Source organism: Nocardia sp. NBC_01503 (assembly GCF_036327755.1).
Lineage (GTDB): Bacteria > Actinomycetota > Actinomycetes > Mycobacteriales > Mycobacteriaceae > Nocardia.
This window is the reverse complement of sequence record NZ_CP109596.1, coordinates 5,464,605-5,487,679: the sequence shown is the minus strand read 5'-3', so window position 1 is coordinate 5,487,679 and position 23,075 is coordinate 5,464,605. Positions and strand designations below refer to the sequence as shown.

Below are 23,075 nucleotides of genomic sequence, written 5' to 3'. Positions count from 1 at the left end.
TCATCAACGGGTTCGGTAGGACTGCATCCCAATCATGACAGCTAATAACCCGCTAATCTGTAACCGATCGGTTTCCGCCATCCCCGCCGAACTCAACGTGCTCTGCGCCATCGGCGACTTCAGCCCGCGAAGCGATCAGCCGCCGGTGGCCCGCTGTCCGGATTGGCGCTGGCCGACCTGCGTTGATCTCATGTCGCGCCGCCGCAACGCGGGAGTGCGGTCGTAATCTCAGGCGGTGACCGAAAAGGGGCCCCTGGCCACTGAATCCGGAGAACAACGGGTCTGGCGGGCATTGGGGTTCTTGGCGCGCCTCGCGGTCGCCATGCTCGAATCCGGTTATGCCACCGACTCGGTGCTGCGGACGACGCGAATCTGCGCCGCAGCGATGGGGTTCGCGAACGTCACCGTCGTCGGTACCGGCCGCACACTCACCGTGCAGTACGTCCGCGATGACGAGTATCCGCTGAGTCGTACCGAAGTCGCCGCCACGCTCGACAGTTTCGACTGCGACCGGATGAAGCGGTTGAAGAACCTCGCGCACGAGGTCGCTTCGGAGAGCTGTGACACCGCCGCCGCGACCGAACGGCTCCGGCGAGCGGACCGAGGGCCCGGGCCGTGGCCGTGGTGGGTGACGGGATTCGGCGGAGCCCTGCTGGCGCTGTGTATCGCCTTGCAGGTCGGCGGCACCGCGTTGGCGGCGCTCGGCGCGGCGGTGGTGCTGCTGCCGGTGTGGGCCCTCGGGCGCGGATTGGGTGTGGCCGGCGTGCCACGGCTCTATGCGGTCGCGGTGCAGACCACGGTCGCAGGAGCGCTGGGCGGCCTCGCGCATCTGGTGGGCGCGGTGACGGTCACCGATACGGCAGTGCTGATCGCGACGGTCTGGGTGCTGCTGGTGCCGATGCCCCAATTGATCTCCACCGCCACCGATGCGGTGAGCGCCGATACCGTGACCGCCACCGCCCGCGCGGCCTCCGCACTGCTCACGGTTGCGGGCATCGTACTCGGCGGGGCACTGGTTGTGACTGTGTCACAACGCATTTCCTTCGGCCCGTCGATCGATCCGCGGCTGCTGCCGCTCCCGATATGGCTGGCCTTGGGCTTCTCGGTTCTCGGTGCGATCGGCAATGCGGTCTTCAACGGCGGCGGCCCCGATCTGCTGCTACCCGCTGCGGGCGCCGGACTGCTCGCCGCCGCGACCAACCAATTCCTCATCCATACGGCGCACCTGTCGCCGGATTGGACCGGCTCTATCGCCGCCGTAGTACTCGGATTCGCCGCCGCGGCGGTCTCCGAACGCCTGCGCGTGCCGATGTCGGCCTTGATCCTCGTCGGCCTCACCGGCGCTCTACTCCCGGGCCTGGTGCTGTATCAAGGACTGGTCGTGGAGTTGTTCCACACCTCCGGCATCGGCTACTTCGTCCGCGCTTTCACCATCTGTGTGGGTCTGGGTGTCGGTGCGGCACTGGGGGTTCTGCTGTTCTACCTGACCCAGTCCTCGCGCCGCCGCGAGCGCTGACCTTCCGGCTAGTCGTCGGGAGAGGCGCGTCGATTGCGTTTGGTGACACCACGACGCTTCTTCGCGGCGATACGACGTTCCTTGGCTCCGCGAGAGGGCTTGGTAGCGCGGCGAACCGGCGGCGGCGCGGCGGCGGCATCACGCAGCAATGAGACCAGTCGCTCGCGGGCGGCCGCGCGATTCTGCAACTGGGCGCGATGCTCGGATGCGGCGATCGTGAGCACCCCGTCAACCAGCCGGTTGGCCAGACGGTCGAGCATTCGGCTGCGCAGCCGCTCCGGCACGGAGGGCGAATTGGCGAGGTCGAACGACAGCTCGACTCGGCTGTCCGCGGTGTTGACACCCTGCCCTCCCGGACCGGACGACCGTGAGAACCGCTCGCGCAACTCGGACGCGGGTATCACCAGCGCCCGACTCACAGTCAAGTCCTCGGCCATATTCACCCCCTGAACTCACTTCTCCACCGCACCCGCATCATCCTCGCCGCCGGAACCGCGCTCGACACGCGGGCCGGGATGGCGGGCGAAGTCACGGGTGATGGTCATGCCGCGTGATCGAGTTTCGCCGAGCCGCGTTGCTCGGCGATGCGGTGGCCGATCTCGGCCCAGGATTGGCGCCTCTCATCCGCCGCGGCGGTGAAGAACACGAAAGTCGCGTCCCGCATGACCTTTCGCTTGCGGGCCACGGTCGACCGGTGCGGCTCGGAACCCGCGTAGGCGTAGATCGCCGCTTTGTCGTCCCATACCGAGTAGGTCCAGAAGACGCCTTTCAGCATTTCCGCCGTCAGGGTCAGTCCGAGCACTCCCGGCGAGCGGCGAGCCTGCCACCACAGCGTCAAGGAAGCGATGAGGAAGCCCGGCGCTTGACGCAATGAATTGACCTCGAGACGAGCGGCCATGCATTGCACCTCGGGGGTGGTGGGGGTACGGACTGTCATCCACGGAATCGTTGGCATGCTCCAAGCGCCGGGTATTGATCAACGACGACTTGCGTATGATGCGGTTAGCCGCCGTGATTGATAGGAAGACCGCATTGGACCTGCGCGATCTGGATTTGCGCGATATCGAGATCTTCCTGGTGTTGTCAGCGGAGCTGCATTTCGGCCGGACCGCCGAACGATTGCACCTCTCACCGGCTCGGGTCAGCCAGGTGATCGGGAAACTGGAACGGCGCATCGGCGGCAAACTCTTCGAACGAACCAGTCGCACAGTGAATTTGACGCCGATCGGGCTACGGCTGCGGGACGATCTACAGACCAACTATCGCGATCTGCGGGCCAGCCTGGGCCGGGCGGCCCGCGCAGCCCGCTACGGCGACGCCGGAATACTCCGGCTCGGAATCACCAGCAGCAACCTCGACGATGTCCGACCGCTGCTGAACACCTTCCAATCCCAGCATCCCGACTGCACCGTGCACATCGAACACGTCCATTTCGGCAACCCCTTCGGTGCGTTGCGCGGCGACGATATCGACGCGCTGGTGAGCTGGCTGCCCATCGAGGAACCCGATCTGGTGGTGGGCCCGACCCTGTCCGAAGAACCCTTCATGCTGCTCGTCGGAGCGGAACACCCACTGGCACAACGGGAATCGGCCTCCTACGAGGATCTGGCCGACTACGGCGTCTTCGGCGTGCCCCCGACCGATCCGGTGAACTCACCCCCCGATTACTGGACCGCCGCCGCCGTCCCGTACTTCACCCCCAGCGGCCGTCACATCCCCCGCATCGCCCACGCCGCCAACTTCCAAGACCTCATATTGCTCGTGGCCGCGGGCAAGGCCATCACCCCGGTGCACGCGCACGCCGCCCGCTACTACTCCAGACCCGATGTCGCCTACATCCCCATGCCCGATGTCCCGCCCGCCCGCTGGGCCCTGATCTGGCGCCGCTCCGCCGAAACCGACCTCATCAAAGACCTTGCCGCGAATGCCAGCCGAGCGCTGCGTTAGCTAGCCAGGACGGCTGGAATTTGAAATGAACGAGGCGGCACCCTGGGACATATCGCCGTGCAAGGCGGCAGCAGCGCAGCGGGCGCCGGATCCGATGCCTTACATATCCGCACCGAGCCGCGGGGCCTGGACGCCATCGATGTGAAGGCCGTGCACGGAACCGCGGTCATCCGAACCGGATAGCCACTCGGGACATCGGCAATCGCCCGCAGCCCGAGAGCCGAATAGCCTGGGACGCCGGACATGTCGTCACACTGCTCGCGGCGATCGACCGAGTGCCCTGGGGTTCGGGCACTTAGGTCCCTACCCCTCGAGAGTCGCGCAGCGCAGGCTGAGGGGAAAGCTCCCCCGACCGAGGATGTGAGCGGACGTGAGTATCACACGACGTATCGCCCTGCTATTTCATGTGAAGGCAAACAAGCTGCTCGACCGCACTGAGAATCCACGCGAGGTCCTCGACTATTCGTATCGGCGTCAGCTCGAAATGCTCGCCCAGGTGCGACGCGGACTAGCCGATGTGGCCACCAGTCGTAAGCGAATCGAGTTGCAGGAGAATCAACTTCGGCAGTCCGCCGAACGACTGCAGGGCCAGGCCACCGATGCGGTGGGACAGGGGCGCGACGATCTGGCCCGCGAGGCGTTGACCCGGCGTGCCGCCGCGCTCGCCCAGCTCGACCAATTGCGGCCGCAGCACGACGAACTCGCCGCCCAGGAAGCCAAACTCACTACCGCCTCGCAGCGCCTGCAGGCGAAGGTGGAGGCGTTTCGCACTCGCAAGGAGACCATCAAGGCCACCTACACCGCCGCGGAGGCGCAGAGCAAGATCAGTGAGGCCGTGACGGGAATCTCCGAGGAGATGGGCGATGTCGGGCTGGCGATCCAGCGCGCGGAAGATAAGACCGCCCAGATGAGTTCGCGTTCCCAGGCTCTCGACGAGCTGATCGCCTCCGGTGCGCTCGAGGACGCGACCGCGCCCATCGGCCAGCGCGACGACATCCAGGCCGCGCTCGACGCCGGTCGAGACAGCAGCGTGGACGCTGAACTGGCGCAACTGAAAAGCAAGCTCGCCCCTGCGATCGAGGCACCCGCGCGGAAGGGGCCGCAGTCATGATCATCCGAATTCTCGGCGAAGGCCAATATGCCGTGGACGAGGCCGATATCGACAAGCTCAACCGGCTCGACGGACTGCTGCTGGAAGCGGCCGATGACAGTGACGACGAGGGTTTCGCGGAAATCCTCGGCCAGCTGCGCGAGGCCGTCCGCGACAACGGCCGCCCGCTCGCCGACGAGGATCTCGTCGCCTCCGATCTCGTATTGCCCTCGGCCGATACAGATCTCGTGGAAGTACAGGCAATGCTAGGCGACGACGGATTGATCCCGGGGTAGCGCCATGCGTACTCGATTCCGGCCGGATCACCAGCTCACGGCCCGCATGGCGCTGACCATGTTCCTGCTCGGACTGGTGTACGTCATATTCATCGCGGCACTGGTGGTGTTGCTGAAGTCGGTGTTCGCGATTGTGGCAATCGTGGGTGCGCTGCTTTTCGCGCAGTTCTGGTTCTCCGACCGAATCGCCCTGTACGCCATGCGCGCCCGCATCGTCACCCCCGAGGAAGCGCCGCAGCTGCACGGCATCGTCGACCGGCTGTGCGCGGCCGCCGACATGCCCAAACCCCGGGTGGCGATCGCCGATCTGGACATGCCCAATGCCTTCGCCACCGGTCGCAGCCCCGGCCGCGCGGTCCTGGCCGTCACCACCGGCCTGTTGCGGCGACTCGACACCGAGGAACTCGATGGCGTGCTCTCCCACGAGCTTTCACATATCGCGCATCGCGACGTCGTGGTGATGACCACCGCGTCGTTCCTCGGGGTGCTCGCCGGGCTGATCGCGCGTTTCACCCTCTATTCCACCATGTTCGGCGGCGGCCGCGACCGCCGCAACGGTGACCAGCTGTTCCTGATCGTGCTGGCTGTCATGGCGGTCTCCGCGGTCGTATACGCGGTCAGCTTCCTGCTCATCCGGGCGCTGTCGCGATACCGCGAGCTGGCCGCCGACCGCGCGGGAGCCATCCTCACCGGCCGACCGTCGGAACTGGCATCGGCCCTGACCAAGATCAGCGGTGACATCGCCCGCATCCCCAGCCGGGACCTGCGCGCCGAGCAGCCGTTCAACGCCTTCTTCTTCGCTCCCGCCTTCGGCGCGGGAGCGAGCCTGTCCACGCTGCTGTCCACGCACCCCAGCCTTGAGCAGCGGTTGGACCAGCTGGCCGAACTGGCCACCGAACTCGGCCAGCAGAGCTGAACGACCATGGGATTCCTCGACGCGCTGCTGGGTCGCACGAAACCCGTGCAGCCCAATCTCGATGTGCTGTTCGCGATTCCGCCCGCCGCCTACACCCTGCAGGCCGCGCTCGACACCCGGCCGACGGGGGCCGGTGCCGTGTGCTTCAAACACGCCGAGGGGGCCGGCGCTCGGCAGGCCGAGACCGAGTTCCTCGACCTGCTGCATCTGGACCCGAGCATCGCGGTGGCGGTCACGACCGACGAGTTCGGGTTCACCTGGATCACCTGCCGTCAGGAGGTCCCCGATCTGGCCGCGCTGGTGACCGCATTGCACGCGATCAATACCACCCTGTCCGAAAACGGATTCGGGCCCAGCCTGCTGTGTACCGTCATCGCCTTCGCCACCACCGGCGACCACGCGCCGCGGCGGCTGGGGCTGGTGTACCTGTTCAAACGCGGAACCTTCTACCCCTTCGCTCCAACTGGTGGACAGCGCCGCGACAGCGGCTTCGAATTGCAGTCCCGCGCAGCCCTTTCCGGCGAACTACCCATCGAGCCCGACCTGCAACGCTGGTTCCCCCTCTGGGACGCCCCGGTCCCGTGACCCGTCGGACTCGCGCACCAGCAGATGCCGAGGTCGTCAGCGCCCTCGTCTACCCGAGGCGGCGCCACCGCTCCCGGGGCCCCGTCGCGGACTTCGAACAGGATCCACCTCACGAGCACCGTCGATGCACCCTTCATATGACGCGCGTGCGAAGGGTGCACATTGAAGTATCAGCTTTTCAATTGGGACACGCGAGGCCTCGCTGCGCGGTTACCGTCGGAGCGGCACTCAGGTGCCGACAACGAAACTCCAACGGGAAAGTACAGATGAGGCAAATGAGTTGGGCCGCAGTCACAGTGGCCATGCTGGCGATACCGGTCGCCGCGGCGGCATCGGCGTCGGCCGCGGTCGACAACGTGAATCTGACACAGATCTACACCGGCATCGGCGGATGTGAGGGCGTAGGCAATACGTGCACGATCTTGGTGCTCACCAGCGGCGCGGACGCCCTGGCACCGGTCACGGTCACCTTGGCCGGGCAGAACGTCGGCACGTTCACCCCGCAAGCCGGATCCAAGCCCGGTACGGGGACCATCCAATACGTCTATCGCTCAAAGCTTCCCGAAGGCGTCTACAACCTCACCGCCACGCAGGGCTCGTCAACCAAGTCCATGACGATGCAGAACTGCGGCAACCAGCCAACCGGCAGCTCCAGCGCCTCGGCCCAATGCACCGGAAACGATATCCTCGGCGCGCTGCTGATGCCGCTGGCCATCCTGAGCGGATCCGGGCACACCCAACTCTGACCGATCAACCGGCACAGTGCGATATCGCACGAAAAACGGCCGGTCATCACGGGGATAGCGATAACCGGCCGTTTCATCGAGTCACCTACGGCAATTATCTTGTGTCGGTGAAGATCTCGGCTTGGACTCGACCTCAATTGTCGGCGTCGAGGTCCGGGTGGTGCTCGAATCACCTGTGCCCACTGCCTTTTCAGCACGGTGCGCCGCTTCCCGAAGGCGGCCGCTCCCGCATCGAGGCAAGCCCATTGCCCACTCCGTGCCGCGGCACCGGTAGGAGCACCACGAGGTGCCACTTGTCCCGGACAACCGAAACGTCTTCGCACGGCAAGTTTCCGGCAATCGTGCGGCTCATCCGCATTCTTCCCGGGAGCCCGGGGGCGAAATCAACAGTTTCTCGAAAACGCATCTAGAACACGTTTCACTCGAGGTAGCGTCTGCCCGCAAGATCGACGCGAGGTTCGCACGGCTGTGGGGCAGCCGGAGCCTGCGGATGGTCGTCAAGGGGAGTGACGAAGAGCCGCAAGGAGGTTCGATGTCGACGGTGGAAGAATTCGAGCGCCCGGAAACAACGGAGTTGTCCGGCACGCAGATACTGAGACGAAATTTCGGCGCGACGGTGCTGTCGAGCCTGGGGACGATGGGACGCTCGCTGCGCATCGGGTCCGATGCCTTGCGAGTCGGCAGCGGGGATATCCTGCGCATGCGGTTCCCGGTACATGAAACACTCACGCAGGCTTGGTTTCTCATTCGAGTCACCGCGCTGCCCAGTGTGCTGATGGCGATTCCGTTCGGCGTGATCGTATCCGCGCAGGTCGGCAATATCGTTTCGCAACTGGGCGCGGATTCGATGATCGGCGCGGCAGGCGGACTCGGAGTCATCAAACAGGGTGCGCCCTTGGCGACCGCCATGTTGCTCGGCGGGGCCGGTGCGGCCGCGATCGCCGCGGATCTGGGTGCGCGCACCATCCGCGAGGAGGTCGACGCCATGCGGGTGATGGGCGTGGATCCCGTTCAGCGCCTTGTTGTTCCACGCATCGCGGCCATGATGCTGGTCGCCCCGCTGCTCAATGTTCTGATCATCTTCATCGGCATCGCCTCCGGCTTCGCGGTCGCGGTCACAGCGCTCGGGGTGACGCCGGGTTCGTACTGGCAGTCGTTCGGATCGTTCACCGCGCCCATCGACATCTGGGTATCGCTGATCAAATCGTTGATCTTCGGATTCCTGGTGGTGGTCATCGCCTGTCAGCGCGGACTCGAGGCCAAGGGCGGACCGCGCGGAGTGGCAGACGGCGTCAATGCCGCCGTGGTGATGTCGATAGCGTCGGTCACGGTGCTGAACACCGCGATCACACAGGTGGTCACCATGTTCATCCCGGTTCGGATGGCATGATGGCGGCCCCCTACACCCCACCGGGGTGGCGACGCCTGCAACCGCTGGGACCGATCGAATCCCTGGGATTCGTCATAGGTTTCGCGTGGCAGGTGCTGTCCTCGGTGCCCTACACGCTCAGGCATTATCGCCGCCAGACCGCCGCGGTGATCACCGATATGACCTGGGGTCGCGGTTCGGTGATCATCGGCGGCGGCGTGGTGCCGCTCATGCTGCTGATGGGCGCGGCCATGGGCGCGTCGATCGGCATCGAGGCGTTCAGCGCGCTGAATCTGCTGTCGCTGGGCCAGCTCAGCGGTTTGATCTCGGCGTTCGGCGTGACCCGCGAACTGGCGCCGATCGCGGCGGGGATCGGTTTCGCCGCGCAGGCCGGATGCCGGATGACCGCCGAGATCGGATCCATGCGCATCTCCGAGGAGATCGACGCCCTGGAGTCACTGGGAATCCGCTCGGTGCCGTTCGTGGTGACGACCCGGGTGATCGCCGGAATCGTCGCGGTGGCACCGGCTTTCGTAGTGGCGCTGATTCTGAGCTACGCCTCCTGCGAGCTGATCGTGACCACCGTGCACGGCACGCCCTCGGGCACCTACGACCACTATTTCGATCAGTTCGTGGTCGCCTGGGATGTAGTGGCCGCGACCATCAAGGTGATGCTGTTCGCGGTGGCCGTCGTCCTGATTCATTGCTATCAGGGATTTTTCGCCACCGGTGGGCCCGAGGGCGTTGGCATCGGTTCGGGCCGGGCGATTCGCGCCAGCCTGGTCGCGATCATCGCCCTGGACATGCTGGCCACCATCGTACTGTGGGGCTTCCGCTCCCCGGTCTCGTTCACGGGGTGATGACATGCCCGAATATGCCCTGCCCGGAACCGAAGTGGGACCGCGCCGCGCGCGTGTACTCGGCGTGTGCGCACTGGTGCTGTCCCTGTTGACCGTGGTCGGCTGGCGAGCCTGGCCCGACACCACAGACCCCGATAACCTCCGCGTCGCCCTGCTGGTGGGCAATGTCGGCGCGGGCGTCGCGCCCGGCACCGATGTTCGACTGGACGGCGTACGCGTCGGCACGGTCGACGACATCGACGCCAGCAGTATCGGACGCGCCCGAATCACACTGAACCTCAACAGTTCACAGCTCTTCGGTCTCACCGATGCGCTGCGGCTGGACTACGCGCCCGGCAACCTCTTCGGCATCAGCTCGGTCGAATTACATCCGGACGCAGGCGGTTCGGCACTGGTCGACGGTGCGACAGTGGACCTCACCGGCAACTCCGACCGAGTCCGCGACGCCACCCTGGCCACTCTGCTGGCGTCGACCGGCACCCTCACGGATAAAGTCCTGACTCCGCAGCTGGTCGAGCTTTTACACCGATTCGCCCACGATCTGGACGGTTTCGTGCCGCTGCTCCAGGCCATCGGCGCGACCGCCCGGTCCTTCGCCGAAACGCAGCAGCTGCCGCCGTCACTGCTGTTCGACCGCTACGGAGCCGCGCTGGCCGGACTGCCGCCCATGCTGACGGGCGGGCTGGCGGTGCTGTGGGCGTCATACTCCAATGAACACCTCCAGACCGCCGAGCAGGTACAGCGCTACGGCGAGATGTTCGACCGGGTGAGTAGTGAACTGCTGCCGGTGGCTACCGGCATGCTCGGCACCGCGCAGCAACAATTCCAGGGATTGATGCCCATGGGCGGCATGATCCTGGACCGGATCAGCGCTTCGGTGAGCACACCCGAGCGTTCGGCGCTGCAACTCACCGACCTACTCACTCGCCTCGGCGCGGCCTTCCATGACACCCCGGACGGGCCGGTGCTCGACGCCGCGGTCGAGTTGGTTCCCGCACTGGCGCAACCACTTTCCACCCAGCTCGGCCTGGCCACGACGGAGGGTCCACGATGAGAACCCCTGCCCTGCTGCTCCGTGTCGGCACCGCGGTGGTGATCATGACGCTGGTACTGATCGGCGTGTTCCGGGTGGTGCAGCGCCCGGTCAGCGGTGAAACCGACACCTACACAGCGCTTTTCACCGACGCCAACGGGGTGCGCACCGGTGACGATGTGCGGCTGTACGGGGTCCAGGTCGGGAAGGTGGAGGCGGTGGGGTTGTCCGGCACACTGGCCCGGGTACGGTTCACCGTCAGCCGCGACCATCCGGTCTTCGCCAATACCAAGATCGCGGTGCGCTTCCAGAACCTCACCGGTTTCCGATATCTGGATCTGGAACAGCCCGCGCAGCCCACCGGCCGCCGCGCCCCGCGGGACACCTTCACCACCACCGAAACCGTGCCCGCCTTCGACATCACCACCCTGTTCAAGGGTCTGCAACCGGTGCTGGCGCAGATGGCGCCCGATGACCTCAACCAGTTCGCGACCTCGCTGCTGGCCCTCATCCAGGGTGACGGCACGGGCCTGGGGCCGGCGCTGGGCGGTATCGAGAAGCTCAGCCGCTACGCCACCGACCGGCAGGCGGTGCTGTCCACACTGGTCGCGAATCTGTCCCAGATCTCCGATCACATGGGCGACAAGTCGGGCAGCGCCATCAAACTGCTCACCAATATGACCGATCTGTTCGTCACCATCAGCGACAAACTGCCCGGTCTGATCACCTTCTCCGTCACCATTCCGCCTGTGCTGCAACCACTTCGGGACCTGCTCACCGTGCTCGGCCTCACCGGAACCCCCGACCGCGACCTGGACACCGTGCTGAAACAGGCGTTCCCGAACCCGCAGCAGGCGGTGGCCGTCTTCGACCACCTGCCGGGCCTGATCCAGGCCATGACCGCCGCGGTGCCGACCGGCGGCCCCGACACCGCACTCACCTGCTCGCACGGCCCGGCCACCGCGCCCGAGCCGCTGCGGCTGCTCATCGCCGGACAGGGGATCACGCTGTGCCAGAACTGAGACCGTGGCGGCGGCGCACCGACCGCCGTGAACCACGCGACGACATCCGCTGGGGGCTGGCCGGATTGGCCGCCGTCGTGCTGCTGGTCATCGCGATCGGCGCGGTGTACGTCACCGGAACAACCCCCGAACACACCTACCGCGCCGACCTGGCCCAAGCGGGCAGCATTCGCACCGGCGACGATGTGCGGGTCGCCGGAATCCCGGTGGGCAAGGTGAAATCGCTGACCCTGCTGGCCGACCGGGTCCGGATGGAGTTCACCGTCGACGCGGAGACCTTCGTCGGCGATCAGAGCACCCTCGACGTGCGCATGCTGACCGTGGTCGGCGGGTACTACCTGTCGCTGTCGCCCGCAGGCACGCAAGCGTTGGGCGACACCGTGATTCCGCAGCAGCGGGTGACGCTGCCCTACAGCCTGACCCGGGCCTTCCAGGACGCCGTCGAGCCGGTGGCCAAGATCGACGGCGATATGCTGCGCCAGGATATGGCCGCGGTGTCCCAATCGATCAGCGGCAGCCCGGATTCGGTGCACGCGGCCCTGAACGCGGCCGGCACTCTGGTCGGCATTCTCGACAAACAGAACGCCGATATCTCGCGCACCATGTCCATGACCGACGAGTATCTGTCCGCGCTCAATGCGAACTCCGATGTGCTGGCCCGGTTGCTGAACACCTTCGGCACCCTGGAGGAGCTCATCCGCCACAACAAGCTGGTGGTGTCGCAGGCGCTGCGCGATCTCGCGGCCGTGGCCACCGACTTCACTCCGCTGGGCCGGGCCTGGGACGCGGGCCTGAAGGATCGCGCGCGATCGCTGACCGATGCCAATCCGATATTGACCGAGCTCGGCGATCGGCTGGGCACACTGCTGGATTCGCTGCGCGGCCTGGAACAGAAGCTGCTGCCGCTGCTGCCCGCGGGCGGCGGCGTGCAGGTGGATCAGTCCGCCGCAACCGTTCCGGTGGCCCCGGTGTGCGTGCCCGTGCCGGTGCCCGAAGGAGGTTGCTGATGTTGAAACGAGTACTGGGTTCTCGCGGGTTCATGTCGATCACGGTGGTGCTGACGCTGGTGCTGGCGGCCGGAATCGGCCTGCGCCTGAGCAAACCCGAGGTCCCGACGCGTAGCTACTGCGCCGAAATGCCCGACACCATCGGCCTGTACCGGGGCAGTGCGGTCGCCATTCTCGGTATGCCGGTCGGACGGGTCACCGAGATCAGTGCCAACGGCCCCACGGCCCTGGTGCGATTCACCGTCCGCGCCGACCGCAAGCTGCCGCTCGATGTGGGCGCGGTGACGGTCAGCGACACCCTCGTCGCCGACCGCACCCTCACCCTGATCGGGGCCGAACCGACCGGACCCGCCTGGAATCCGGCCACCTGCATCACCAAAACCGTGACGCCCAAGAGCCTTTCGCAGACCTTCGCCGCACTCACCGGGCTGGTCGACCAATTGAACGGGGGCGGGGACGCCACCGCGCGCACCGCGCTGGCCAACGGTCTCGACGCCCTCGACACCGCTACCAGCGGCACCGGCGACGAGATCAACGCCCTCATCCGGCAACTGTCCACGGCGCTGACCGCACCCGACGCCGCCATCGGACATCTCGGGCGGCTACTGGACGCGCTCACCGAACTCGCCCACCGCGCCCGCAATGGCTGGCCACATATGCGGGAAGTGGCGACCGGTCTGCCACAGGCGTTCGCCGATATCGTCAATCTGGCCTTCCCGCCCATCATCGATCTGGTGGCAGCGCTGACCAATGTGCTGCCGCAGGCCAATGACGCGATCATGATGCTGGCCGCACCGGTACTGAAGAATCTCGACGGCGCGAATCTCTCGCGACTGATCGCCGCGGGAGTCGGTTCGCTCACCGAGGTCATCCGGATGACCCCGGCCGTGGCGACCGGTTTCGCCACCGCGCTCGACCCCGACACCGGGCAGTTCACCGTCGCATACGCGCCACCGAAAATCGCGCTCGCGCAAGCTGATTCGGACCGATACTGTGCGGCCGTGCAGGCTCTGACCGGGACGGGCTGCCAGAGCGGCGACGGCGTCGTCACCGTTCCCGCGATGCCCGCGCTGCTGGCGGCGGTGAGCGCGCGATGACCACATGGCGGCGCACCCGCGCGTACGCAATCACCTGTCTCACAGCACTTTTCGCCGTCAGTGGCTGCGATATGCAACCCGGTGACATCCCCGTCCCGGGCGCGGGTGTCTCGGGGCCCACCTACACCCTGCGCATCGAGTTCGCCAATGTGCTCAACCTGCCGCAGGGCGCCAAGGTGATCGCCGACGGCGTGCGGGTCGGTCAGCTCACCCACGTCACCCTGGTGGACCCCTCGCCCGCGAACGGTGACCAGCCCGCCCGGGCCGGTTACGCCATCGCCGACATCGCGGTGCGGACCTCGATGCGGCTGCCACTGGGCACCACCGCCGAACTACGTCAGGACACCCCGCTCGGCGACGTCCACATCGCACTGGCCGGACCGGCGAATTCCGGTGCGGGACAGCTGCAACCGGGCGCCACGATCCCGCTCGCGAACACCACCCGGTCACCCTCGATCGAAGACGTACTGGCCGGGCTGTCGACCTTCATCGGCAGCGGCGCGATCGCGGACTTCCAGGACATCGTGCGCAAGGCGAACGGGGTGATGCCGCGCGATCCGGCCGATACCGCGCGCATCGCCGGGGTGCTGGGGGCGGACCTCACCGATCTGGGCGAGCACCTCGCCTCCGCCGACACCCTGCTGGACGGGATCCAGGCCACCGTGAACGAGGGGCTGATCAAGAACGAGCCCATGCTCGACGGCCTGCTCACCCCATACGGCGTGCAGCACACCACCGACGCCGTCAACGCCGAGATCGGCGTCATCTTCGTACTCACCGCACTCGGGCCGCTGGGTCCGGCCGCCGCCTGGCTCGGCCCGCTGGTCGGCTCGCTGGACGGCGCGGCGCGCGCGGTGGTGCCGATGCTGTTCGGCAGCCATCCGCTCGACAGCGATTCACCGTCGAACATGAAGCTGCTGACCGATCTCATTCAGAACAAACTGATTCCGTTCGCCGAACGCGGACCCAAGGTGAACCTGGTCGGGGTGCAAGTCGCGGGCCTGTCGGCGACCGACCGCACCGACCGGATCGTTGAGACCCTGCGCATGATCGGAGCGGTGCGATGAATCCGCGTACGCTGCTGTCGTTCTCGGCCATCGCGGCGGTGCTGCTGCTGGGCATCGCCTATATGACCATCGGTGTCCTGCACCTGGACCCGCGGCGCGACTACCTCACCACCGAACTGCGCCTGGACAATTCGGGTGGACTCGGGCCGAATTCGCCGATCCTGTTGACCGGCATCCAGATCGGTCGCATCGAATCGGTCGACAAACAGGCCCACGGGGTGCGGGTGCGGCTGCGTATCGACGACACCTACCGCGTCCCCGCCACCAGCGATGTGCGCATCGAGCAGCTCTCGGCGCTCGGCGAGCCGTACCTCGAGTTCGCACCGAGATCGGCGGCCGGGCCGTATCTGGTTGACGGTCAGGTCATTTCGGCCGATCGGGTGCACGCCCCGGCCACCGTGACCGATCTCGCGGCACGGGTGGTGGATCTGATGAACCAATTGCATCCCGAATCCATCGGCCGCCTGGTCGGTACCTTCGACCGCGCCCTGGCCGGTACCGACGACGCCGTGGCGGTGCTGCAACGCTCCACCAGCCTGCTGGCCGCCACCCTGCTCAGCCGCACCGCCGCCATCCGGCAGCTCTTCACCGACCTGCAAGCCATGGGCGGCGATATGGACTGGCTCGGGCCGTCCCTCGCCGCCGCGGGGCCCCAGCTCGGCCAGTTCGGCGTCACCCTCAACGACATCGTCGCCAACGGTGCCGCGCTGACCGAAAGTCGGCCGGTGGACTCGTATTTCACCGGCGACGGCCTGGTTCCGTTCCTGAAGTCGCTGGACTCGCTGATGGCCCAGATCGGTCCCAGCCTGGCCCCGCTGGGACCGGCGCTGGAACCGGTGGTGCGGGACGCGGTACAGCGCACCCCCGCCCTCGATATCAGCGCGCTCATCGATCAGGCACTGCGCGGCGTCGGCGACGACGGCGCGGTGCACTTCCGAGTCGGCCTCAAATAGCCACTCCCCCAGCCGATTCGGCGAAAGGACAACTATGACCACCACCACGGAGCCAGTCGAGGACGTCGCACAGGAGTCGTCCGACACCGCCGCGCCCCTGTCTCACCCCACTCCCACTGCGGCGAAAGAGCCACGCGCCGTGTCGATTCGACTCTCCACCGTCCTGGTCGCCGCCGGGATCGCGGCATTGCTGGCTCTGTCGGTCACCTTCGGCGTGCTCTACGCCTCGGCGTCCTCGGAACTGTCGGACCGCGATGCGACCGCCGCCGACGACCGCCACGCCGAACAGATCGCCACCGACTACGCACTCGGCGCGTCCACCATCGACTACCACGATGTGAAGGCCTGGCTCGGCCGCCTGCAAGCAGGCACCACCCCCCAACTCTCGGCCAAATTCGAAGCCACCGCACCCCAGCTCGAACAAATCCTGCTGCCACTGCAATGGACCTCCAAGGCCACCTCCCTATCGGCGGCGGTGACCTCTGAATCCGGCGGCATCTACAAGGTCAACGCCTACCTCAACGTCACCTCGACAAGCGCGCAGACCCCGAACGGCGCCCAGAGCACAATCACCTATTCGATGACCATCGACCGCAATTCCGGATGGAAGATCACCGAGGTCGGCGGGATGCAGAACGCGTTGCCTATCAAATAGATCGACACCGGAACAATCCGAACGCGATACCCGCGACGAATGAGCCTCCGCTACTTCCTAGATACGAGGGAAAGCCATCACTGCGTTCCGCGTGCCGACCGTGACGTACACGGAATTGGATGGTTCGTCGACCAAGAGTCCATATAGATAGTTCCCATCGATCGGAATAGTCTGGCTGATCTTGTTCGTTCGGGTATCGACCGCAGTGACGACATCGGTGGGCGCCTTCCACACAGGTTCCGTCGCGCAGTAGAGGATGTGCCGAGCACCATCGAGCGCCAAGGCGCCCACCGTCCGATCGAATTCGATTGACGCGATGACCTTTCGGGCCACGGTATCGATCACCGACACAGTCTTGCCGTGCCCGTCCGTCACGTACAGGCGATGTCCGGCGGCATCGAGAATGAGCAGGCCAGGATCTTCGGTTCCTGGAATCGTCGTAGTAATAGAGTTTATGGCGAGATCAACGACAGCGATCGTATCTCCACTGCTCACATAGACAATTCGCTGATCAAGGTCCGCCACCATGGCACCGGAGCTGTCCGGGATCGGGAGGGTGCCGATGACTTTCCGCGTCACGGTGTCGATGGTGGCCAGAAAGGACTTCCGTCCTTCCAGTGCAACATAGAGCCGATTGTTGTCTGGGTCGACGGATACCGAAGCAGGCGAGGCTGTGAGCGAATCCGCATCGAAGGTGAATCGTTGTGTCACCGTGCGTGTCTCGGTATCGATAGCGATCAGACGAGGGCCCTTCTCATGCGTGATCAGGTACAGCGTGTCCGTCTTGGGGTTCACCGCCATCTGGGCCGGGTAATAGCCGACCGCCAAGGTGGCGATCACCTGCCTGGTCGCGATATCGACCCATGACACCGTCTCCTCGTCGAAGTCCGTGACGAAAAGTATTCGAGTTGCGCGATTCAGGGCTAGATCGCGGGGACTCTCTCCCACCGCGATCGCGTTCACCAACGGCGCGTAAGAGGTGGTGATGGGGTTCGTGCTGCGAAGCACGCGTGTGTAGCTCGACACCGAGATCGAAGCGTCGTTGCCCGCCTCGTCGTCGCTTTGGCCGCACGCCGAAGCAGCGACCAGCGCCGCCGCCAGTATCCCGAACAATCCCCGGCCCCACAATTCAGCTCCCCCTCTTGATCTTTCCATCCGACCAGATGTACGGCGTGGAAGCCAACTCCTGCATCGGCGCGGTGGCGAAAGGCTGGCCATTGTTGTCAATTCGCCGCGTCACAGGCTTCCCTGCGACCTCCATTACCAGTTCCAGATGCCATTCCACATACGACTTGCTGGTCGACGCCGCCATATAGATACGGTCGGCCTTGCCCGGTTCGATGAGGAGAGAGAAGGGGTAGGCCGCAGTCTTGGAGGAAGGATCATTCGGATCCTTGGGGCTGGTGAGTTCGGCCTTGCGCTCATCGAGGTCGATGGTCAGGATCTGGTCGGCGATCGGTCCGCCCTCGGCACAACTGAGCAGATCGACCGCACGCGGCATGGGCACAACCCTGTCGATGACGATTCGTCCGGTATCTACGATGACGGTTTTGGATTGAGCGGCAATTATGAACGCGGCCACCGTGTTTCCGACATCGACACCGCCGTTCTTGTGCGCCCACTCGTAGGCACCATCACAATCTTTTTCCGGCGCTCCGGAAATCGTCGCGAGTGTCCCTGCGGGGAAAATGTAGTCGAGCCCCGTGACGTAGTTTCGCCCAAACTGGGCATCTGCCGGATTTGTGAACACTCGGATCGTGTATCCCGATCCACTGTCCTTGGCCGAGTTGATAGCCATGGGTATCAAAACGGCGATGAGTGCTCCGATAACACCGAATACACTGACTACCATCGCCACTACTGCAGCTAGCTGCTCACCTGGCCTGGCCCTGCCCCACCAGCGCTTGAAGCGTTCTCGACGGTTCGAGGGAACTGGCGGCGGGTGACGGCGACTGGCGGCGGACACGGCCCACTCCTAGTTGCGTAACACATCAAACTGATAATAGTTCTCGGACCGCAAACCCCGATGCGTCACACAATCCTATCGCCGAATAGTCGAACCCACACCAAGATTCGGGAGTGCGCAACTTCTAAACCAGTTGGTTTGCAACGGATTGCGTCACCATGCGAACAAAATCGCGCTCGGGCAAGGCGATCTGGCCCTCTACGGCACCCCTGACAACGTCCACCACGTCGGCCTCTACCTCGGCGACAGCAAACAGATCACCGTCTGCATGACCTGGTCGTCCACCAACGCCGTGCCCACCGAGCGCGAATACCAACCGACCGGTGAAACCGCAGGTTGCACAGCCGGCGAGAAATCCGTCTTCGGCAGACCGAGTACTGAGCCTCTCGACACCAGCGGATGTCCATACACAACGCAAAACAGTCAGTGCACCTTAGGTGTACCGACTGTTCCAGTGGTCCCAGCTGGACGTTATTCAAACCGCTGGCGCCCATGATGACTGATCCCCGCTGGAAACGGTTCGCGACGTAAGACCTGAACGCCCTCCGCAACTGGTCCGGAGGCGGCCAAGGACCCTGCCACCTCTACCTGCGGGATTCTGAAACCGACGCTCGGTGATACAGCTGCCCCAACGCCCGTGGGCTTCATACGTCGAGGAACCAGCGCTCGACCATTCCTGGCGGCCTACCAGGTTCGATGTAAAATTCCGCGCCGAATACCGCAGCGAAAATTTCCGGCGGCATCGCCATGAAGGACCCGATGTCGGTCGCCTGACTGGCGTGCGCCTGCATCGCAGCGCGTCGCTGAGCGATGAAATCGGAGACGTCCACCTGCCAGTGAATGTCGGCTTCCGGTGTGCCCAAAGGGTTTCCGTCATCCATCGGGCCGTCCGGATCGAACCCGGGGTCCTGGCCGGCTGCGACGACGAGGGTGTACCACTGACGCATCCGGTCGCGATTCATCGTCGCCTCCAGCAGGCGTGGCGGTCGGGCCGCGAGTTCGGCGGCTCGATGCGCGACATGGTGCACCTTGATGTGGTCAGGGTGGCCGTACCCGCCGTGCCAGTCGTAGCCGACCAAAATATCCGCGTTCTCCTCATCGAGAATTCGGACCAGACGCAAGGCCGCCTCGTCGAGATCGGCCCGGTGAAAGGACTCGGGGTCGTCGTTCTGCTGCCATCCGGTCATACCGGAATCGGCGTAGCCCAGCCAAGCGACGCGCTCGGTGCCGGTTGCCTCGGCCGACGTGTCGGCTTCCTTGCGGCGGCGGTCGATCAGCGTCTCACCGGGCGCCAGATCGTCGGGGATTTCGCCATGGTCGCCGTTGGTCCCGTAGACGACTACCACGCGATGACCCTCCTTGGCGGCGCGGGCCATCGATCCGGAGGTCTGAGAACTCTCGTCGTCGGGGTGAGCGTGGAGGAAGACGATTGTCAGCACCCGTCCATCTTGCCTGAATGCCGTTACCTCTCAGTCCGGCTATTGAAGGCCATGCGAGCCGGCCAGTTACCGGCAACTGAAGGCACCCAGCCGCCGCAATGCTGGCCCTGAAGCACGCCGTCTCCTGAACGAGACCTTCTACAGCGACGACCACCAGGACTCGATCAAGCTGCGGATGGCCGACGAGAAGGGTTCGGTATTTGCGGATCTCCCTCAGGCCGGTCGGGCTGCACGGCCGCTCATATCGCAGGAAGCCGAAAGGGGCTTACCCAGATCAGCGAGCGAACGCTGGTTTGAATAAGCCCCTCATGGTGGTCCCAGCTGGGATCGAACCAGCGACCCCTCGCGTGTGAGGCGAGTGCTCTCCCGCTGAGCTATGAGACCGTGCGGGTGTTTGACCCGGCGTTTTCGTGCCGGTCCGAACGAGAAAGAACATTAACACGCACCACCCGTGACACACCAAATCGCGTGGACAACGGCGTAAAAACGCCGTGCGACGGGGGGATCGGCGTGGGGGTGGAGTGGCGGCGGCCGAAGGAAGAGTGGCGAGTGTGCACTCAGGGCGGCGACACGCCCAGGGAGGCCGCCGTGGGTGCACGCTCGCGGATCGAGGGGAGGGCGGGGAGCGGGAATCCGGGGCGCACGCTGCTGAACGTTCACCGGGTGGTTCCGAACTACAGGGGTGTAGTTCATATTTACCCCTGTTAACCAGGCGATTTGTTACCTGCACGGATGGTCGGCTAATGTTCTCTCTCGTCAGCCGGACGCCCTGCAGGGCCCCGGGAGACAGAATGCGGATGTAGCGCAGCTGGTAGCGCATCACCTTGCCAAGGTGAGGGTCGCGGGTTCGAATCCCGTCATCCGCTCGAGAGGCCAACACGGCCTGCTTGGCGGTGTGGCCGAGTGGTGAGGCAACGGCCTGCAAAGCCGTGCACACGGGTTCGATTCCCGTCGCCGCCTCTTCTTTATTGAAGAGACAAAAGACCCGCGCGATTAGCTCAGCGGGAGAGCGCTTCCCTGACACGGAAGAGGTCACTGGTTCAATCCCAGTATCGCGCACCAACGTTCGACCAGATCAGGCCCGGTTTCCGCCGGGCCTTTCTGCTGTTCTGACCTACTTGTGACCTGACCGGTTGATCAAGGGTCCACGCCGAACACACCTCCGCATCCCTCGCAGAGGATCGGCGGCCCTTGATAGACAGTGCGCGACACGCGGATCTTCCGGCCGCAGTCGCATTCCGCCGACAGGCCATTGTTGCTGGACTTGCGTCCGCCGCGTCGGTCCGGCTCTCGGCGCCGGTACGCCACCAAGGCGAAGGCCAACTCATTCAGCTCATCTCGGTACTGGTCTCGCGTCGAGTCCGGCACCGTCGTGACCGACCATCCGATCTTCGGGTGCTGTGCGAGGAGGAGCCCTAGTTCCTCGCCGAGGGTGCGGTATCGCTCGTTGTGCCAGCGGCCCTGGCGGCTGGTGTCTTTGATTCCGCGCGTGACCGCGGTGCCGTGGGCGGCCTCGTGCAGCAGTGTCCCGAGTACATCGATTGCGCCCCGCTGGAGTCCCTCACCGCCGATGAACAGCTCATGGAGTTCGTACTCACCGCGGACCCATCGATCCGGGGCGAAGTGCCCGAGCGTGAGCTCACTACCGCCGACCGATCCGGACCCCACGGTAAGCACCACGTTGGGGACATCGGGATGGTGTGAACGGATTGCCGCCCACGCGTTTTCGAGGGCGGTGACGAGTAGTCCGGTGATGGTGTCGGAGTCGGTCATGCTCTCCGGTCCTTCCGCAGTGTCTTTGACACGTACGTGTCAACCTGCCGCGCAACAGCTTTGACACGTACGTGTCAACGGTGTGGAGTCCCGACCGAGCGTGGATTCCCTGGGCGCGCGCCGCGCTCTGTCGGGGCAGGCCCTGCGCCTGCCCTCACCGCCTGCCGGGGGCGTCGCAGAGGCTCCGGGCCGAGGAGGAATTTCCCGTCGACACTCCGCCACTGAAATCACGGACCGGACGGGGAAATTCGTCCTCGGGCGGGAGGGGCGGCGCCCGTACAATGCGGCGCGCACCCAGGGAATCCCCCGCAGCGCAACGCACTCCGGCCCACTCGCCGGACTATCGCCCGCGACTATCTGCACCGGGCACAGCCACCCCCGCGCAACCGGCCCCTCCGGACGTCACCACCGCGCCAGCGTGCCGGACGCCACCACGCACTCAACCGCCACGTACGCACCCCTCGTTACCGAACGCAACCACGCACCCAACTGCAACGCTCATTACCCAACTCAACTTACTTACTTCTCTTACTGAATCTTCTTCTTTCTCTTCTTCTTTCCCCCGCCCCGCCTCCTTCTGAAAATTAACTATGGCTCTCACAGATCACCAAATACACATTGATGGGTGTATTTGGTGATCTGTGAGAGCCAACCCCGAAACCGCAGGTCAGGAGGCGGGGCGGGGGTTCAAACGTGGGTAGAACGTGGATACTGATCTCTCGCGTTTTACCCACGTTTTTTCTCGATGTCGTGAGTTTCACCCGCGTTTCGTCGCTCACGTATCGAGTTCCACACACGTTTTATGCGAGTTTCATCCCCGTTTTTCGATTGCTGGAGTTTGGCCGATCCCGGTGTCCGGCACAGGTTTCGAGGGCCTGTCACGTCCGGGGTGGGGTGGGGCGCGTGATGGTATCCGGCGCCGCCCCTCTTCACCGAGGACGAATTTCCCCGTCCGGCCCGCGGTCGCTGTGACGGCCCGGGGATCGGGAAATTCCTCCTCGGCTCGAGATTCTGCGGCGCCGACGCGGGCAGCTGGTGCCGGGCAGGCGGGGCCTGCCCGCACTCTCCACGCGCCCCACCCCGCTACCGTGCTAATCGCTGGCGTTCGCTGCAAGGCTGAGCTTGCGACTGGTCTGTTGAACGGTTCATCGATCCGGCATCGGATCGATGATGCATCCGCCTGAAGCTCACGTAACCGACGGTGGGCTCGACACCGCTACTAGCCACGGCCCCACCTCCATTCATTTGTCACAATAGGCCCTACCAGGGGAAAGCCGAGACGAGTACCGTCATCGACTACGCAGGCGGCCGACGCAGGACGACGCCTGGTATCGATGGGAAATATTCACATGCGCAGATGCGCTCTTTTCGCGCTCGCCATCCTGACGGCCGCAGTGGTGATCACCGGATGCGGCAAATCGCCAGAACCGACTAGCACTGTCACGACAAGCGCCGCGACGCCGGAGCCTTCTCGTCAGGCAATGAACACGATCGCGCAGCGATATATCAGGCAGCACGCGACCGACCGAGGGATGTCTATCATTCAATACGGACCGCCGCTTTATCCAAACGACCTCGTGGTGGTTATGTGGGCCGAGGTCATCAATTCCGGGAAGAACTCCCGCCTCTGGTTCCGGACCAGCTTCGCGGCCGCCGGAACCAGTCTGACCGTGCTGGAATCCAAAGCGTTCCTCACCGCGGAGGAAGCGCTGGCGTGACCAGCCAGCTCGTTGCCGGG

At 65.0% G+C, this 23,075-nt stretch carries 23 protein-coding genes and 4 tRNA genes; 20 read left to right on the top strand and 7 right to left on the bottom strand.

Annotation, left to right across the window (positions count from 1 at the left end; all coding sequences use genetic code 11):
* Window positions 1-235 precede the first annotated feature (235 nt).
* Window positions 236-1,516: a threonine/serine exporter family protein gene (locus tag OHB26_RS24900; protein ID WP_330179669.1), complete on the top strand. Its 1,281-nt coding sequence runs from the start codon at window positions 236-238 to the stop codon at window positions 1,514-1,516.
* An 8-nt stretch (window positions 1,517-1,524) separates the two neighbouring features.
* On the opposite strand, the gene arfB is transcribed toward OHB26_RS24900, so the two are convergent.
* Together arfB and OHB26_RS24890 are read right to left on the bottom strand one after the other, a co-directional pair.
* Window positions 1,525-1,953 (bottom strand): alternative ribosome rescue aminoacyl-tRNA hydrolase ArfB, encoded by a 429-nt coding sequence (gene arfB, locus OHB26_RS24895; protein ID WP_330179668.1) that lies wholly within the window; start codon window positions 1,951-1,953, stop codon window positions 1,525-1,527.
* 104 nt (window positions 1,954-2,057) lie between these two features.
* The gene (locus OHB26_RS24890) at window positions 2,058-2,453 is read right to left on the bottom strand and encodes a hypothetical protein (protein WP_330179667.1); all 396 of its coding nucleotides are present in this window, start codon (window positions 2,451-2,453) and stop codon (window positions 2,058-2,060) included.
* Window positions 2,454-2,527: 74 nt separating this feature from the next.
* Between OHB26_RS24890 and OHB26_RS24885 the strand changes: the two genes are divergently transcribed.
* The 15 genes from OHB26_RS24885 (at window position 2,528) to OHB26_RS24815 (ending at window position 16,159) form a co-directional block, all read left to right on the top strand.
* On the top strand, window positions 2,528-3,463 hold the full coding sequence (locus OHB26_RS24885; RefSeq protein WP_330179666.1) for a LysR family transcriptional regulator: 936 nt from the start codon (window positions 2,528-2,530) through the stop codon (window positions 3,461-3,463).
* Between the two features lie 370 nt (window positions 3,464-3,833).
* Window positions 3,834-4,574 carry a PspA/IM30 family protein gene (locus tag OHB26_RS24880; RefSeq protein WP_330179665.1) on the top strand — a complete coding sequence of 247 codons (741 nt, stop codon included), beginning with the start codon at window positions 3,834-3,836 and terminating at the stop codon, window positions 4,572-4,574.
* The gene (gene pspAA, locus OHB26_RS24875; RefSeq protein WP_330179664.1) at window positions 4,571-4,849 is read left to right on the top strand and encodes a PspA-associated protein PspAA; all 279 of its coding nucleotides are present in this window, start codon (window positions 4,571-4,573) and stop codon (window positions 4,847-4,849) included. Before OHB26_RS24880 ends, pspAA begins: the two co-directional genes overlap by 4 nt.
* Before the next feature lie 4 nt (window positions 4,850-4,853).
* The gene (gene htpX / locus OHB26_RS24870; protein WP_330179663.1) at window positions 4,854-5,765 is read left to right on the top strand and encodes a zinc metalloprotease HtpX; all 912 of its coding nucleotides are present in this window, start codon (window positions 4,854-4,856) and stop codon (window positions 5,763-5,765) included.
* Between the two features lie 6 nt (window positions 5,766-5,771).
* The gene (gene pspAB, locus OHB26_RS24865) at window positions 5,772-6,350 is read left to right on the top strand and encodes a PspA-associated protein PspAB (RefSeq protein ID WP_330179662.1); all 579 of its coding nucleotides are present in this window, start codon (window positions 5,772-5,774) and stop codon (window positions 6,348-6,350) included.
* A gap of 275 nt (window positions 6,351-6,625) precedes the next feature.
* A complete protein-coding gene (locus tag OHB26_RS24860; RefSeq protein WP_330179661.1) occupies window positions 6,626-7,096 on the top strand; it encodes a hypothetical protein in 471 nt (156 codons plus the stop codon).
* A gap of 532 nt (window positions 7,097-7,628) precedes the next feature.
* Complete coding sequence (locus OHB26_RS24855; RefSeq protein WP_330179660.1) at window positions 7,629-8,486, top strand: MlaE family ABC transporter permease; 858 nt, start codon at window positions 7,629-7,631, stop codon at window positions 8,484-8,486.
* On the top strand, window positions 8,483-9,325 hold the full coding sequence (locus OHB26_RS24850; RefSeq protein ID WP_330179659.1) for an ABC transporter permease: 843 nt from the start codon (window positions 8,483-8,485) through the stop codon (window positions 9,323-9,325). Before OHB26_RS24855 ends, OHB26_RS24850 begins: the two co-directional genes overlap by 4 nt.
* Window positions 9,326-9,329: 4 nt before the next feature.
* Complete coding sequence (locus tag OHB26_RS24845) at window positions 9,330-10,379, top strand: MlaD family protein (protein ID WP_330179658.1); 1,050 nt, start codon at window positions 9,330-9,332, stop codon at window positions 10,377-10,379.
* Window positions 10,376-11,380, top strand: coding sequence for an MlaD family protein (locus OHB26_RS24840; RefSeq protein ID WP_330179657.1), 1,005 nt, complete (start codon window positions 10,376-10,378; stop codon window positions 11,378-11,380). The genes OHB26_RS24845 and OHB26_RS24840 overlap by 4 nt, the downstream gene beginning before the upstream one ends.
* A complete protein-coding gene (locus OHB26_RS24835; protein WP_330179656.1) occupies window positions 11,368-12,387 on the top strand; it encodes an MlaD family protein in 1,020 nt (339 codons plus the stop codon). The genes OHB26_RS24840 and OHB26_RS24835 overlap by 13 nt, the downstream gene beginning before the upstream one ends.
* Window positions 12,387-13,484 (top strand): MlaD family protein, encoded by a 1,098-nt coding sequence (locus OHB26_RS24830; RefSeq protein ID WP_330179655.1) that lies wholly within the window; start codon window positions 12,387-12,389, stop codon window positions 13,482-13,484. The genes OHB26_RS24835 and OHB26_RS24830 overlap by 1 nt, the downstream gene beginning before the upstream one ends.
* Entirely contained in the window at window positions 13,481-14,551 is a 1,071-nt protein-coding gene (locus OHB26_RS24825; protein ID WP_330179654.1) for an MlaD family protein, read from the top strand. Before OHB26_RS24830 ends, OHB26_RS24825 begins: the two co-directional genes overlap by 4 nt.
* The gene (locus OHB26_RS24820) at window positions 14,548-15,504 is read left to right on the top strand and encodes an MlaD family protein (RefSeq protein WP_330179653.1); all 957 of its coding nucleotides are present in this window, start codon (window positions 14,548-14,550) and stop codon (window positions 15,502-15,504) included. The genes OHB26_RS24825 and OHB26_RS24820 overlap by 4 nt, the downstream gene beginning before the upstream one ends.
* Before the next feature lie 34 nt (window positions 15,505-15,538).
* Complete coding sequence (locus OHB26_RS24815) at window positions 15,539-16,159, top strand: hypothetical protein (protein WP_330179652.1); 621 nt, start codon at window positions 15,539-15,541, stop codon at window positions 16,157-16,159.
* Window positions 16,160-16,216: 57 nt separating this feature from the next.
* On the opposite strand, the gene OHB26_RS24810 is transcribed toward OHB26_RS24815, so the two are convergent.
* The 4 genes from OHB26_RS24810 to OHB26_RS24795 all read right to left on the bottom strand — a co-directional run bounded on the left by OHB26_RS24810 (window position 16,217) and on the right by OHB26_RS24795 (window position 19,948).
* Complete coding sequence (locus OHB26_RS24810) at window positions 16,217-17,272, bottom strand: YncE family protein (protein ID WP_330179651.1); 1,056 nt, start codon at window positions 17,270-17,272, stop codon at window positions 16,217-16,219.
* Window positions 17,273-17,288: 16 nt separating this feature from the next.
* The gene (locus OHB26_RS24805) at window positions 17,289-18,125 is read right to left on the bottom strand and encodes a hypothetical protein (protein WP_330179650.1); all 837 of its coding nucleotides are present in this window, start codon (window positions 18,123-18,125) and stop codon (window positions 17,289-17,291) included.
* 644 nt (window positions 18,126-18,769) lie between these two features.
* Entirely contained in the window at window positions 18,770-19,564 is a 795-nt protein-coding gene (locus OHB26_RS24800; protein WP_330179649.1) for a PIG-L family deacetylase, read from the bottom strand.
* Between the two features lie 309 nt (window positions 19,565-19,873).
* Window positions 19,874-19,948, bottom strand: a tRNA-Val gene (locus tag OHB26_RS24795).
* 409 nt (window positions 19,949-20,357) lie between these two features.
* On the opposite strand from OHB26_RS24795, the gene OHB26_RS24790 reads away from it, so the two are divergent.
* From OHB26_RS24790 to OHB26_RS24780, 3 genes are all read left to right on the top strand, one after another.
* A tRNA-Gly gene (locus tag OHB26_RS24790) sits at window positions 20,358-20,430 on the top strand.
* 23 nt (window positions 20,431-20,453) lie between these two features.
* A tRNA-Cys gene (locus OHB26_RS24785) sits at window positions 20,454-20,524 on the top strand.
* Window positions 20,525-20,551: 27 nt separating this feature from the next.
* Window positions 20,552-20,626 (top strand) — tRNA-Val (locus OHB26_RS24780).
* A gap of 75 nt (window positions 20,627-20,701) precedes the next feature.
* Here OHB26_RS24780 and OHB26_RS24775 read toward each other — a convergent pair.
* Entirely contained in the window at window positions 20,702-21,337 is a 636-nt protein-coding gene (locus tag OHB26_RS24775) for a hypothetical protein (protein WP_330179648.1), read from the bottom strand.
* Between the two features lie 1,334 nt (window positions 21,338-22,671).
* Here OHB26_RS24775 and OHB26_RS24770 point away from each other — a divergent pair.
* Window positions 22,672-23,055, top strand: coding sequence for a hypothetical protein (locus tag OHB26_RS24770; RefSeq protein ID WP_330179647.1), 384 nt, complete (start codon window positions 22,672-22,674; stop codon window positions 23,053-23,055).
* The last annotated feature ends 20 nt before the right edge of the window (window positions 23,056-23,075 follow it).